Origin of the sequence: Mycobacterium sp., assembly GCF_035314665.1 — a bacterium.
GTDB lineage: Bacteria > Actinomycetota > Actinomycetes > Mycobacteriales > Mycobacteriaceae > Mycobacterium.
Genome location: NZ_DATFZD010000075.1, coordinates 1 through 13,683 on the forward strand (window position 1 = coordinate 1; position 13,683 = coordinate 13,683).

The window sequence follows — 13,683 nt, forward strand, 5'->3', positions numbered from 1 at the left end:
GTGATCGACCGCCTCGAGGCGGACCACGAATACCTCACCGAGGGAGGCGTTTTCACGCCTGACCTGATCGAGACGTGGATCAGCTTCAAGCGCGACAACGAGATCCTGCCGGTGCAGATCCGGCCGCACCCGTACGAGTTCGCCCTCTACTACGACGTGTGAGCTAGCTAATGCGCTGACCTGCGGTTTCGCCTGAGTTAGGGCCGTTTCGCAGTGCGCCGTCTCGGCTGCGCCGAAACACCCCCGGTTCCTCCTGGCCGGGGGTGTTTGCCGTTGTGCCAGTTTGCTACTGGATGTATTCGGGGCAGTATGCGGCTTCGGCAGAGTTGACGATGACCTTCACGTCTTGGTCGGTCATTTTGTTCCCGTGCACCTTTCCCCAGCTCATGATGGCGTTCTCGCTATAGCCTTCGGCACGCTGGTCGCAAATCATATGGCCGAGGTTGATCAATCCCTGATCACCGAACTGGTTCGTGATGCCTTGCTTGTGCAATGCGCAGAGGAAGTCGTCGTCATCGGAGTCCGCCTGAGCGGCGCAGCCACTGAGCATCAGCGCAACGAACATCGCAGGGATCGCTCTCCTCATGCGAGCGATTGTGCCAGTTGTGCCACGCCCCCGCGTCTTTGTCACGACGAGGCACAGCCCGCGACGGCGGCCATCATCGCGGCTGGCAACGGCTGGCCGAACCGATCACCATCGGCTATGTAGGCGGGTCCGGTATGTGTAGGTCTTGCCGTCGCGGCCGATGATCGTGGCGGTCGGGTCTCCGTCGAGCTCTCGTCGGTGTCGTCCGGGGCGATCATCCACGTCTGAGTGTCGGCGTTGGTGGTCCCTCGCGCTGTCCTCCGCAGCCTGCGCCGCGAATAACGCGCTGGAGAGGTTGTTGAACAACCGGACAGGGTTACGAGTCACGGTGCCCACCCGGGTTATTAGAGACCAGCATGTCGACCAGTACCGGTCGTCGTACATGGTGAGCGTGGGGTCGCCATCGTATGCGCCCACATTGAAAAGGGCAACGACGTAGGTGCGGTTGCCGCTCGCTGCGGAGTACTGCTCGTCGTGGTCCTTGACCCAGTGAAGTTTCATGGGCGTGAGTGGTTCCTCGTGGAGATCTACGCGGGTCAACAGTTGCGCAATACCGCCTTCGCAGCCTAAGCCTGGCGCGCACGATGTACCCAAGATTTGTTGAAAACTCTGAACGCCCAAACGGCAAACCCGGCCGCCCGATCGAACACGGCCCGTCGGGGCGGCGGTACCATCCGCGCATGTCAGTGCCGGCCGGGACGACCATCGCGGGATACACCATCCTGCGACTGCTGGGTTCGGGCGGCGTGGCCGAGGTCTATCTCGCTCAGCATCCAAGGTTGCCACGCCGCGATGCTCTAAAAGTCCTGTCCGAGGCGATGACAGCGGACAGCAACTTCCGCGAGCGGTTTCAGCGCGAAGCCGACCTGGCCGCCGCGCTGTGGCACCCGAACATCGTCGCGGTGCATGATCGCGGCGAGATCGATGGCCACCTATGGATCGCGATGGACTACGTCGACGGCACCGACGCCGCGCAGCTGGTCAAAAACCGCTACCCGGCCGGGATGCCGATACACGACGTATGCGACATCGTCACCGCTGTCGCCGCCGCACTCGACTACGCCCACAGCCGAAGCTTGCTGCACCGCGACGTCAAGCCGGCGAACATCTTGCTCACCGATCCCGAGGACGGCAAGCGGCGAATCGTGTTGGCCGACTTTGGCATTGCGCGACCACTTGCTGACATCAGCGGACTCACCGTGACCAATTTCACCGTGGGCACACTCACCTATGCCGCGCCTGAACAGTTGATGGGTGCAGACATCGACGGGCGCGCGGATCAATATGCGTTGGCGGCCACCGCGTTTCACCTTCTCACGGGCGCGCCGCCGTATGAGCATTCCAATCCGGTGGCCGTGATCAGCCGACACCTCACCGCACCATTGCCGAAGCTGAGCGATCGGCGGCCCGAGTTGGCGAACCTCGACGAGGTGTTGGCACGGGCGCTCGCGAAGGACCCCGCCGACCGGTTCGAACACTGCCATGACTTCGCCGCGGCCCTGAACCAGCGGGCCGACATCCACGCCGAGGCCGCTACGACGGTCGCCGCGCCGATCATAAAGTCCGAGACGCCGAAGCCGAAGCGACGCAGGCGATCCCGCGTTCTCTTCGGAGCGGCGCTAGCGGCGGTGCTGGTTGCCGCCATCGGACTCGTCGGCTACCTGGTGCAGCCCACCAGAAACACAGCCTCCGCCCCGGCGGCCAACACCACCCCCGCCCCGGCAGCCAACCCGCCACCCCGGCCCCCCGCACTACTCGACGGCACCTACCGCTTCGACTACGACTACGAGAAGCAAACAATCAACGGCGCCCCCTACGCCGTACACACCTCCGACAACACCGCTTGGTGGGCCTTTCACTCGTCGTGCAGTTCCACGGGATGCGTTGCGACCGCGACCCAGCTCGACACCCACAATCCGCAAGTGGCGCGCACCCCGGCCCAGTTAGCCGACTACCGTTTCGTCGACAATCACTGGCAATCCGCGCCCGTTCAACGCCAACTCGATCAGCCGCGATGCCTCGGGGCAGACGGTCAAGTCGTCGCAGGCGCAAATACCGTGATGCTGAGTTGGTCATTGGACCCGCAGCCCGACGGCACGCTTCGAGGCGAAAAGACCGGCACCGCGCTCACCAACGAATGCGGCCTTCAGGGACAGGTGGCCGTGGCCCCCGTCGTCGTGACTCACACCGGCGACGTGCCGAGCGGCGTCACTATCGCCGATCCGGCGACCATCACAGGGGCCGCATCGACCCCGGCCCCACACGTCGCGGGTCCCGTTCTCGATGGCACCTACCGCCTGGACTTCGATCTGCAGAACCAGACGATCAACGGCGCGGTGACCGGCCTAGCCGCCGCCGTGAATGAGTGGTGGGCCTTTCGCTCGGTGTGTACGCCGGCCGGATGCGCGGCCGCGGGATCAGAGTTGGCCGAATCCAACCAGCAAGAGGGCACGGGAACGACCAGTGTTCTCCATTTTGCCGACGGTCATTGGCAAGGCACCCTGACCCTTCAGGGACCTTTGGATTGCGAAAAGACCAACAAGCCAGGCCGCGATGACGAGACCCGTCTTTGGTCATGGGATCCACAGCCCGACGGCACCCTGAAGGGCCTCCAGATCGGCACAATCCTCAGCGATGGATGTGGCACTCAGGGAACGGTGTACCGGACGCCGTTTGTTGCAACCCGCACGGGCGATGTGGCGCCGAGCGTCATCGTGGCCGATCCGGCGTTGTTCGAGGCTACGACCACACCGGCGTCGCCGCCGCCTCGCGCGGGTCGATGAGCTATGCGTACTTCGCCGCGACTTGTTGAAGGTGCCATGACGCACCGCGTCCGGTGGCTTTCTCCAGCCCGACGAGCAGTTCGCCGCCGAGTGTCACAAACCCCATGAGCAGCGTGATAGCTCCATCCGGCTCATCGGTCACGTTCTCGACGAATCGACTCCAGGTGAACTGCTTGCCTGGGTCGCCGGTCCACGCCGTCATGATTTCGATCGCTCGGCGAACGTTATCGCGAACACGGTTCTCGTCCTGATCCACCGACCTAGCGTTGCATGGGACCACGGTGCGAACACAGGGGATTTCGCTCCTAGAAGAAAATCCTGCGCGCCTAAACTTTCGGTTATGGATCGTCTTGGTCTGCTGCAGATCGAAGACTGTCTGGATGCGCAGGGCGAGGTTGTACTGCCGCCAAGTGCCACGCTGATATCCCTGATCGACCGCAACATCGCAAATGTCGGCGACGCGACGGCGTATCGCTACCTTGACTACAGCCGCGCAGCCGAGGTCCGCACCGACGAGCTGACCTGGGCTCAGTTCGGGGCCAGGTTGCAAGCCATCGGTGCGACCGTGCAGCAATCGGCAGGTCGCGGCGAACGGGTTGCGATCCTTGCGCCGCAGGGCATCGACTACGTTTCGGGTTTCTACGCGGCGATTAAGGCGGGCACCATTGCCGTGCCGTTGTTCGCCCCCGAATTACCCGGCCACGCCGAGCGTCTCGATACCGCGCTTCGGGATTCCGAGCCCACGATCGTCCTGACGACGACGGCGGCCAAAGAGGCGATCGAAGCCTTCCTGGCCAACGTTCCACAACGCCGTCGGCCGCAGGTCGTCATCATCGATCAGATCCCCGACGCCGCGGGGGAACTCTTCGTGTCCCCCGATCTCGGCATGGACGATGTTTCGCACCTGCAGTACACCTCGGGCTCGACGCGGCCCCCGGTCGGTGTGGAAGTCACCCATCGCGCGGTCGGAACCAACCTGGTGCAGATGATCCTGTCGATCGACCTGCTGGACCGAAACACCCACGGTGTCAGTTGGTTACCGCTCTACCACGACATGGGCTTGTCGATGATCGGTTTCCCCGCAGTGTACGGAGGACATTCCACGCTGATGTCGCCGACGGCGTTCGTCCGAAGGCCGCAGCGGTGGATCCAAGCCTTGTCCGCCGGCTCGCGGGAAGGCCGCGTTGTCACCGCCGCACCGAACTTCGCCTACGAGTGGACCGCGCAGCGTGGCCTGCCCGCCCAGGGCGACGACATCGATCTGCGCAACGTGGTGATGATCATCGGCTCCGAACCGGTCAGCATCGACGCGATCAGAACGTTCACCAAAGCCTTTGCGCCCTACGGGTTACCGCGCACCGCGTTCAAACCCTCCTACGGCATCGCCGAGGGAACTCTGTTCGTCGCCACGATCGCGCCCGACGCGCAGGCGTCGGTTGTGCACTTCGACCGCGAACAGCTGGGCGCCGGCCATGCGGTACGCGTCTCGGCGGACTCCCCGAATGCCGTGGCACAGGTGTCGTGCGGTCAGGTGGCTCGCAGCGAGTGGGCCGTGATCGTCAACCCGGACACCGCGGACGAATTGCCAGACGGTGAGGTCGGCGAGATCTGGTTGCAAGGCAACAACATTGGTCGAGGCTATTGGGGCCTGCCCGACGAGACCCGGGCCACGTTCGGCGCCGAATTGGGATCACGGGCCGCGGAAGGCAGCCATGCCGACGGCTCTACCGTCGACCGGGCCTGGCTGCGGACCGGCGACCTCGGTGTCTATCTCGACGGCGAGCTATACGTCACCGGCCGAATCGCGGATCTGGTCAGCATCGATGGCGTTAGCCACTATCCGCAGGACATCGAAGCCACCGTCGCTGAGGCCTCGCCCGTTGTACGTCGTGGTTACGTGGCGGCGTTTTCCGTACCGGCCGACGACGGCGGCCAGCAGCTGGTCATCGTTGCCGAACGAGCTGCGGGCACCAGCCGTGTCGATCCGCAACCCGCGATCGAGGCGATCAGGCAGGCGGTGGCGCACCGACATAGCCTCGGCGTCGCCGATGTGCGCCTGTTGCCGGCCGGCGCTATCCCCCGCACCACCAGCGGCAAGCTGGCCCGCCGCGCGTGTCGCGCCGAATATCTCGACGGCACGCTGGGAGTGCGCTAGTCGGCGACCTTGACCACGCGGCGCCGACAATGCTAAGCAGTTGCTCAGCATATGGCTAGCCATGAGAGGGATCAGATGACGCTGCAGACGGTACTGGACGACCTCCGCAAACGCCCCGGCGCCGGTGACGTCATTCAAGTTATCGATCCCGCAACCGAGGAGCCGATCACCGAGTTCACCGACTGCGGGACCGAAGCGGTCAACGATGCCGTCGCGCGGGCGAAGGCGACTTTCGAGTCGGGCGTGTGGTCTCAGCTGCCGGGTCGCCAACGGGCCAAGGTCATGTGGCGCATCGCGGACTTGATCGACGAGCACGCCGAAGAGTTCGCCCAACTCGACTCGCTGAACACCGGCATGCCACTGATGCAGGCACAGCTGCAGATGTCCACCTGCTCGGAATTCTTCCGCTACTACGCCGGTTGGTGTTCGAAGCTCAACGGCGTCGCATACGACGTGAAGACCGACGGCATCGCGACGGACGCCTTCGTCAGCATGCACGCCTACACGCTGAAAGAGCCCTACGGAGTGGTGGGGCTGATCTTCCCGTGGAACGGCCCGATCTTTAATGCAAGCGCCAAGCTCGCGCCGGCGCTGGCCGCGGGCTGCAGCGTGCTCGTGAAACCCGCTGAGGAGACACCGCTTTCGGCGCTTCTGCTCGACCAGCTGATCCACGAAGCAGGCGTTCTCGAGGGTGTCGCCAACCTGCTGACCGGCTACGGGCACACCGCGGGTGCGGCGATCACCGCGCACCCCGATGTCGAGAAGGTCGCCTTCACCGGGTCGACGGAGGTCGGCAAGGAGATCGTGCGGGCGTCGGCCGGCAACCTGAAGAAGTTAACGCTCGAACTTGGCGGGAAGTCCCCGGTGCTGATCTTCGACGACGCCGACATGAGCAAGGCCCTCCTGATGGCGTCGCTGGGCATCTTCGTGCACTCCGGGCAGGGCTGCGTGTGCGGGTCGCGGATCTTCGCCCAGCGCGGCGTGTATGACCGCGTTGTGGAAGGCGTTGCCATGATGGCGAATACGTTCAAGCTGGGCGCGCCCAGCGAGGAAGGGTGTGTCAGCGGCCCGCTGATCAGCCAGAAGCAGCTGACCCGCGTGATGGGCTTCATCGACGAGGGTAAAAGCGACGGCGTCGAGGTGGTCACCGGCGGCTACCGCCTGGACCGCAAGGGCTACTTCGTGCACCCGACCGTGCTCACCAACGTCGACCCGGGGATGCGGCTGTACCAGCAGGAGATCTTCGGCCCCGTCGTCACCATCCTGCCGTTCGACGACGAAGACGAGGCGGTGGCGATGGCCAACGACACCACCTACGGCCTGGCGGCCACCGCCTGGACCGAAAACGTCGGCCGGGCGCACCGGATGCTCAAGCGTCTGCACGCCGGCAGCGTCCAGGTCAACTGCCAGTTGGTCTTTGACCATGACGTACCGTTCGGCGGTCACAAGCAGTCCGGCTGGGGGCACGAGTTCGGCAAAGAGGGCATCGACATCTACATGAAGACGAAGTCGGCCTGGATCCAGCTGTAAACACGTATCGTCGGCGCATGACGGACAATCTCGAGGCGCGACTCAATTCGTATTGGCCGATGGCGCTGTCGGTTTTCCGGGTGGTGTTCGGGCTGCTGTTTCTGTGCCACGGCCTGTCCACGCTGATCGGCTGGCCGGCGCCGACCAAAGCCCCGGTGGGCGAGTGGCCGGACTACTACGCCGGCTGGATCGAAACGATCACAGGCGCGCTGATCACCCTCGGCTTGTTCACTCGGGAGGCCGCGTTCTTGGCCGCCGGTGAAATGGCGTTCGCCTACTTCACCGTGCATCTGCCGCACGGGTTCTTCCCGATCAACAACCACGGCGAGGCTGCGGTGATGTACTGCTTCGCCTGGTTGCTGTTGATCTTCGCCGGCGGCGGCGCCTACGCGCTCGACGCCCACCGCGGTCGTTGGCGGTCGACGGGTCTGCCCCGACGAAGAAACCGCCGGCTGCTCCGCCGCTGACGCGTTACTTAACGGACCGTCGCGAAGAACGCGCGGACGTCGTCCACAAACAGCTCCGGCTGCTCGAATGCCGCGAAGTGGCCACCGCGCGGCATGGTGGTCCAGTGCGTGATGTTGTAGGCGGCCTCACACCAGCGTCGCGGGGTACGGATGATCTCCTTGGGAAACGCGGCGACGCCGGTGGGCAGTTCGACGCGGCCATCGGTGACGAAGCTGTTGAAACTCTCCCAGTACAGCCGCGCCGAGGACGCGCCACTTCCGGTGACCCAATACAGCATCACGTTGTCGAGCAGTTCATCGCGGCTGACCACGTTTTCCGGATGCCCGTCGCAATCCGTCCACGCCCAGAACTTCTCGACGATCCAGGCCAGTTGTCCCACCGGCGAATCGACGAGCCCATAACCGAGCGTCTGCGGCCGGGTGGATTGCTGCTTGGAATAGCCGGTCCCCCACTTGCGGTGCTCAGCGAATGCCACCAGCGCTTGTTGCTCGTCTTCGGTGAGATCGTCGCCGGACCCCGCCGCCGGCCGGGCGATCGGCATGTTCAGGTGGATCGCGGCGCAGTGGCCACCGTTGCGGCCAATCTGCGTCGTGACGGCGGCGCCCCAGTCGCCGCCTTGCGCGCCGTAGCGGTCGTAGCCAAGACGCAGCATCAGCGTCTCCCAGGCCTGCGCGATCTTGCCGACGCCCCACCCAGTCGTCGACGGCTTACCCGAGAACCCGTACCCGGGAAGCGACGGGCACACGACGTGGAATGCGTCCTCGGGACGTCCCGACGGCGGATCGACCAGCGGCTGGATCACGTTCTGAAACTCGGCGATTGATCCGGGCCAGCCGTGGGTGATCACCAGCGGCAAGGCGTCCTGATGTGGCGATCGCTGGTGGATGAAATGGATATCGAGGCCGTCGATTTCGGTGGTGAACTGGTCGAATCGGTTCAACACGGCTTCGCGGGAGCGCCAGTCGTAACCGTCAGCCCAGTAGGCCGCGAGTTCCCGCGTGTAGGCCAGGGGGATGCCCTGGCTCCAGTCGTCGACACACTCGGCTTCCGGCCAACGGGTCTGCGCCAAGCGGGCCTGCAGATCGTCGAGAGCTTCGGTTGGGACAGCGATGCGAAACGGCTTGAGTTCGGACATACCGTTCATACTGCAGGCAAAGGCGATCGCCAGGTGTCGCCGGGCGGGCAGTGATCCCGCCGACCCGCGTTTGTCCCCCGAATTCGCTGGACGCCGTGGCGTCAGAGAAAGCGCCGAGGCGACCGACCCATGTAGTAGCCGGCCGGGAAGGACATCTCGATCACTCGAAGCTGGTCGTTGGCTTTCGACTCGAGCTCGAGGACCACACAGCTCTCGTCGAAAGCCTTCGACTCGAGGACTGTGTAATGCTGGCCGCCACCGTGGACATCGGTTATCGGGTCACCTGAGCGCAATGCCGTTACCGGCACCAATTCGGGGTTTCCGTGTAACTCCACCCCAGACACGTTATGCCAAACCAGCGGACGACGGAATGATTTCGCTGCCACGAGGCGGGTCAGGTGTCGAGCGCGAGGTCCTTGCGGAACCTCTTCATCCCGTCCACCTTCTCGGCCAGCGTGGCGTCCGGCCCGGCGTAGAACATCCACGGCATGGTGAGGATGCCGGTGATGCCGGCGTCCTCTGCGCGCCGGTAGTCGGCGATGGTGAAGGCGTCGGTCAGCGGCGTGAGAATGGTGAAATCATGCATAGTCAAACCATTTTCGGCTCGCAGCTCTCGCAACCGGGCCGCCGCGGTGATCGCGTCGTCGGTCTTGATCAGGTCGCCGATCCAACCGTCGTGGCGGGCCGCGCGGCGTAGCGCGGTGTCACTGAGCCCACCGACGTACACCGGTATCCGCGGCGGCGTCGGTTGCATCTCCATCTTCGGTGTTTGGTGGAACTCGCCGTCGAACTCCGTCCAGTCCGGTGACCACAGGGCTTGCATCAGCTCGAGCATCTCGTCGGTGCGTTTACCTCGCCTGGCGAAGCGCTGCTCCATCAACACGAACTCGTCTGCGCACCAGCCGACGCCGACGCCGAGCTCGACCCGCCCGTCGGCGAGATAGGCCGCGGTGCCGATGGCTTTGGCCGCCGAGTAGACGTTGCGCATCGCCGGAATGTAGACCGTGGTGACGAACCGCAGCCGCGTCGTGACCTGGGCAAGCGCACCGACCAGCACCCACGGGTCGGGCCATTCGGTGAACGGCTGCCAGCGCCGTTGGCCGTCCTTGGTGTAGGGATACGGGGTGTTCAGGGTTTCCAGGTTGACGATGTGATCCGGGATCCCGATGCCGTCGTAGCCGAGGTCGTCGGCGGCCTTGGCCACCTCGATGATCTCCCGGGTATTCAGGAATGCGCTGCTGACATAAAACTTCATCCGGCGTCCCGGGCCCACGCCGGCTTGATGAAAATTCCCTCCGCTTCGACGGTGATGCCCTCGGCGTCGGAAAGATGGCCGGACACAAAGGATTTGACTCCTTCGGTGCGCTCGACCCCGGCTTCGGCGCGAAGCCTGCCCAACGGCGTACCGCGCACAAATCGCAGGGTGAGGGTTCCGGTGAACAGCGGTTTGGTCAGACCCTGACTCGCCGCTTCGCCGAGCACGTGGTCGAGCAGCAGGGCACACACGCCGCCGTGCACCAGTCCGGGCGGCCCCTCGTAGGCCCCGGTGAGGGTGAACTCACTCCAGCATTGGGTGCCGTCGTCGTTGTGGTGGATGGTCAGCGGCGGCGCGATCGGGTTGCGCAGGCCGATCACCGCGTTGCTCCAGACCACGGGCCGATCGCCCACTGCGTGCCGCACGACCTGCGTCTCATCGCGCTGCCTGCTGCGCAACGCATCGGTCGCGGCCCGGATCGCGGTCCTCGCGGCGATGATGGCGTCCCGGTCGGCGTCGGTGCGGATCGTGGCGTCGATGAGCTCGCGCACCTCGTCGGTCAGCGGACCATACAAGCCGGCGAGCCGATCATGCTCGTCGGCGCTCATCACTTGGTAAGAGGGAATCTCCACCGAAGCCGCCTCCTGCGCTAGTGGCGGGCGTTCTTGACTAGCCGGCCGATGCTTCCTTACTAACACCGGACTGCAATACGGATTGCAGCCGGGGCCACCTCATTCGTCGAACACCTTGTGCACGACGGCTTTTGCGCGACGGGTCAGCCGCAGGTAGTGGTCCAGGAATTCGCCGCCGTCGCCGTTTTTTGTCCAGCCGGCGGCGACCGCGACGGTGTTGAGCTGGCGTCCGGGTCCGGGCAGCTGATCGGTCGGCTTACCCCGAACCAACACCAGCGCGTTGCGGGCACGCGTCACCGTCAGCCAAGCCCGCCGCAGCAGGTCTACCTCCTCGGCGGGCATCAGCTCGGCGGCTTCGATGGCGTCCAGGCTCTCCAGCGTGGAGGTGTTGTGCAGGGCCTCGATCTCGCTGGCATATCGCAGCTGGAGCAACTGCACCGTCCACTCGATATCAGCCAGGCCCCCGCGGCCCAGCTTGGTGTGGGTCGTGGGGTCGGCGCCGCGTGGTAGCCGCTCGGAGTCCACCCGGGCCTTCATCCGCCGGATCTCCAGCACCGCCTTTGCGGACACCCCACCGGCGGGATAGCGCGTCTTGTCCGCCATCAGCAGGAATCGCTGGCCGAGATCGGCGTCGCCGGCGACCGCGTCGGCCCGTAGCAGCGCCTGGATTTCCCAGGGCTCCGCCCACTGCTCGTAATAAGCGGCGTACGACGCGAGCGTGCGGACAAGTGGGCCACTGCGGCCCTCCGGCCGCAGGTTGGCGTCGATCTCCAAGGGCGGATCGGCGCTGGCGGTGCCCAACAGTGCCCGCACCTGCTCGGCGACCGACAAAGCCCACCGCACCGCCCGCGAATCCTCTACTCCCGCAACCGGTTCGCAGACGAACAGCACGTCGGCGTCGGACCCGTAGCCCAGCTCGTGACCGCCCAGCCGGCCCATCCCGATCACCGCGATGCGAGCCGGGGCTTCACCGGTATCGCGCAGGTTGGCGCGGATCACCGCATTCAGCGCGGCCTGCAGTACCGCGACCCACACCGACGTGAGCGCGGCGCAGACGTCGGTGACCTCGAGCATGCCGAGCAGATCGGCGGACGCGACACGGGCCAGCTCACGCCGCCGCAGCGACCGGGCGACGGCAATGGCCTTGACCGGGTCGGTTTGTCGGCCCGCCGACGCCACCAACGCGCCGGCCACCGCCTCGGGATCGACGTCGAGCAGCTTGGGTCCCGAAGGCCCATCGCTGTATTGCTGGATGATCTCGGGGGCGCGCATCAGCAGGTCGGGAACATAGGCCGACGTGCCGAGCACATGCATCAGCCGTTTGGCCACCGCCGGTTTGTCCCGCAGCGTGGACAGGTACCAGCGGTGCACGACCATCGCCTCACTGATCCGGCGGTAAGCCAGCAGCCCGCCATCAGGATCGGGGGTGTCGGACAGCCAGTCCAACAGCCTGGGCAGCAGCACCGACTGCACGCGACCGCGCCGGCCGCTCTGGTTGATCAGCGCGGACAGGTGCGTCAGCGCGCTCTGCGGAGCCTCGTAGCCAAGTGCGGCCAGCTGGCGCTCGGCGGCTGTCGGCGTCATGCCGTGGGAGAACTCCAGATCTGCCGGCGCCAGCGATTCCAGCAGCGGTTGATAGAACAGCTTGGCGTGTAGCCGCGACACCCGAAGGTTGTGGCGTTTCAGCTCTTCGCGCAGCACCCCCAGCGCGTCGTGGCTGCCATCTGGACGAATATGCGCCGCCCGCGCCAACCAGCGCAGCGCCTCGTCGTCGTCGAAGGCGGGCAACATGTGAGTGCGTTTGAGGCGCTGCAACTGCAGCCGGTGTTCGAGCAGCCGAAGGAACTCATAAGAGGCGGTCAGGTTGGCCGTGTCGTCCCGCCCGACATAGCCGCCGGCCCCGAGCGCGGCCAGCGCGTCCACCGTGGACGCCACATGCAGCGACTCGTCGTTGCGACCGTGCACCAGTTGCAGCAGCTGCACCGCGAACTCGACGTCCCGCAGCCCGCCGCTGCCGAGTTTGATCTCGCGGCTTCGCACGTCGGCGGGCACCAGTTCCTCCACCCGCCGCCGCATCTTCTGCACCTCGGTGACGAAATGCTCACGCTCGCAAGCGGTCCAGACCATCGGCATCAACGCGGCGATGTAATGCTTGCCCAATTCGGCGTCGCCGGCGGCCGGCCGGGCTTTCAGCAGCGCCTGAAACTCCCAGGTCTTGGCCCACTGCTGGTAGTAGGCGATGTGCGAGTCGAGGGTCCGGACCAGCTCGCCGTGGCGGCCCTCAGGGCGCAATCCGGCGTCGACCTGGAAAAAGGCCTCGGAGGCCAACCGCATCATCTCGCCGGCCACGCGAGTAGAGACCGGGTCGGCGGGCTCGGCGACGAAGATCACGTCGACGTCGCTGACGTAGTTCAGCTCGCGCGCCCCGCATTTGCCCATCGCGATGACCGCCAGCCGGGGTGGTGTGGCATCGCCGCAGACATTGGCCTCGGCCACCGCCAGCGCAGCCGTCAACGCGGCGTCGGCGATGTCGGTCAGATGGGCACCGACGGCGCTGAACGACAGCACCGGCTCGTTCTCGACTGTCGGCGCCAGATCCAGGGCGGCCAGCACCAGCACCCGGTTGCGGTAGAGGATGCGCAATCGCAACACCACCGAGCTTCGGCCGTCCGAGGTGTCGGCGATGCACTCGGTAAAGGCGGTCCGCAGCGCCTCGGCGGACGGCAGCTTCACATTGCCCCGCAGCAGCTTCCAGGCCGGTGGATTGGCGACCAGGTGATCGCCGAAAGCGAGCGAGGACCCGAGCACGGCGAACAGCCGACCGCGCAGCCCGCGGTCGGTCGCCAGTGCGGCATCGAGCTCGTCCCAGTCGTCGCCGAGCGCCTCGGCCAGCCGGACCAGCGCGCAGAGCGCGGCGTCGGCGTCGGGTGCGCGCGACAGTGACCACAGCCGCTCGATATGGGCTTCGGTGTTCCAGCCCAGCTTCGCCAAGTTGGCACCCGCGCCGTCATCGACCAACCCGAGCCGGCCGAGGCTGGGAATTTTCGACCGCTCCGTCACGGGTTGATTCACGCCCACGACGGTAGCGCAGATTTCCTGGGACTTGGTTGTGCCCTCGGCGCGCGGTTAGCGGGGAAGG

Annotated in this window: 12 protein-coding genes and 1 pseudogene; 5 read left to right on the forward strand and 8 right to left on the reverse strand. The window is 65.5% G+C overall.

Annotated elements, in window-relative coordinates:
- A pseudogene (locus VKI00_RS05410) lies at positions 1-162 on the forward strand (type I glutamate--ammonia ligase); the annotation flags it as partial.
- A 124-nt stretch (positions 163-286) separates the two neighbouring features.
- Here VKI00_RS05410 and VKI00_RS05415 read toward each other — a convergent pair.
- Together VKI00_RS05415 and VKI00_RS05420 are read right to left on the reverse strand one after the other, a co-directional pair.
- Positions 287-586 (reverse strand): DUF732 domain-containing protein, encoded by a 300-nt coding sequence (locus VKI00_RS05415; protein WP_324435981.1) that lies wholly within the window; start codon positions 584-586, stop codon positions 287-289.
- Positions 587-691: 105 nt separating this feature from the next.
- The gene (locus VKI00_RS05420; protein ID WP_324435982.1) at positions 692-1,087 is read right to left on the reverse strand and encodes a hypothetical protein; all 396 of its coding nucleotides are present in this window, start codon (positions 1,085-1,087) and stop codon (positions 692-694) included.
- A 179-nt stretch (positions 1,088-1,266) separates the two neighbouring features.
- Between VKI00_RS05420 and VKI00_RS05425 the strand changes: the two genes are divergently transcribed.
- The gene (locus tag VKI00_RS05425) at positions 1,267-3,369 is read left to right on the forward strand and encodes a serine/threonine-protein kinase (protein WP_324435983.1); all 2,103 of its coding nucleotides are present in this window, start codon (positions 1,267-1,269) and stop codon (positions 3,367-3,369) included.
- A gap of 1 nt (position 3,370) precedes the next feature.
- Here the strand turns inward: VKI00_RS05425 and VKI00_RS05430 are convergent, their stop codons facing one another.
- Positions 3,371-3,625 carry a hypothetical protein gene (locus VKI00_RS05430; RefSeq protein ID WP_324435984.1) on the reverse strand — a complete coding sequence of 85 codons (255 nt, stop codon included), beginning with the start codon at positions 3,623-3,625 and terminating at the stop codon, positions 3,371-3,373.
- Between the two features lie 84 nt (positions 3,626-3,709).
- Between VKI00_RS05430 and VKI00_RS05435 the strand changes: the two genes are divergently transcribed.
- From VKI00_RS05435 to VKI00_RS05445, 3 genes are all read left to right on the forward strand, one after another.
- Positions 3,710-5,524: a fatty acyl-AMP ligase gene (locus tag VKI00_RS05435; protein ID WP_324435985.1), complete on the forward strand. Its 1,815-nt coding sequence runs from the start codon at positions 3,710-3,712 to the stop codon at positions 5,522-5,524.
- A gap of 75 nt (positions 5,525-5,599) precedes the next feature.
- Positions 5,600-7,054 carry an aldehyde dehydrogenase family protein gene (locus tag VKI00_RS05440; protein WP_324435986.1) on the forward strand — a complete coding sequence of 485 codons (1,455 nt, stop codon included), beginning with the start codon at positions 5,600-5,602 and terminating at the stop codon, positions 7,052-7,054.
- A 17-nt stretch (positions 7,055-7,071) separates the two neighbouring features.
- Positions 7,072-7,521 (forward strand): DoxX family protein, encoded by a 450-nt coding sequence (locus VKI00_RS05445; RefSeq protein WP_324435987.1) that lies wholly within the window; start codon positions 7,072-7,074, stop codon positions 7,519-7,521.
- A gap of 8 nt (positions 7,522-7,529) precedes the next feature.
- Here VKI00_RS05445 and VKI00_RS05450 read toward each other — a convergent pair whose 3' ends face one another.
- The 5 genes from VKI00_RS05450 to VKI00_RS05470 form a co-directional block, all read right to left on the reverse strand.
- On the reverse strand, positions 7,530-8,657 hold the full coding sequence (locus VKI00_RS05450) for an epoxide hydrolase (protein WP_324435988.1): 1,128 nt from the start codon (positions 8,655-8,657) through the stop codon (positions 7,530-7,532).
- Positions 8,658-8,758: 101 nt separating this feature from the next.
- Positions 8,759-8,992, reverse strand: a complete 234-nt coding sequence (locus VKI00_RS05455; RefSeq protein WP_324435989.1) for a hypothetical protein — start codon at positions 8,990-8,992, stop codon at positions 8,759-8,761.
- Between the two features lie 59 nt (positions 8,993-9,051).
- Complete coding sequence (locus VKI00_RS05460) at positions 9,052-9,912, reverse strand: TIGR03619 family F420-dependent LLM class oxidoreductase (RefSeq protein ID WP_324435990.1); 861 nt, start codon at positions 9,910-9,912, stop codon at positions 9,052-9,054.
- Complete coding sequence (locus VKI00_RS05465; RefSeq protein ID WP_414687124.1) at positions 9,909-10,520, reverse strand: PaaI family thioesterase; 612 nt, start codon at positions 10,518-10,520, stop codon at positions 9,909-9,911. Before VKI00_RS05465 ends, VKI00_RS05460 begins: the two co-directional genes overlap by 4 nt.
- A 123-nt stretch (positions 10,521-10,643) precedes the next feature.
- Positions 10,644-13,622, reverse strand: coding sequence for a bifunctional [glutamine synthetase] adenylyltransferase/[glutamine synthetase]-adenylyl-L-tyrosine phosphorylase (locus VKI00_RS05470; protein WP_324435992.1), 2,979 nt, complete (start codon positions 13,620-13,622; stop codon positions 10,644-10,646).
- Positions 13,623-13,683: the final 61 nt, after the last annotated feature.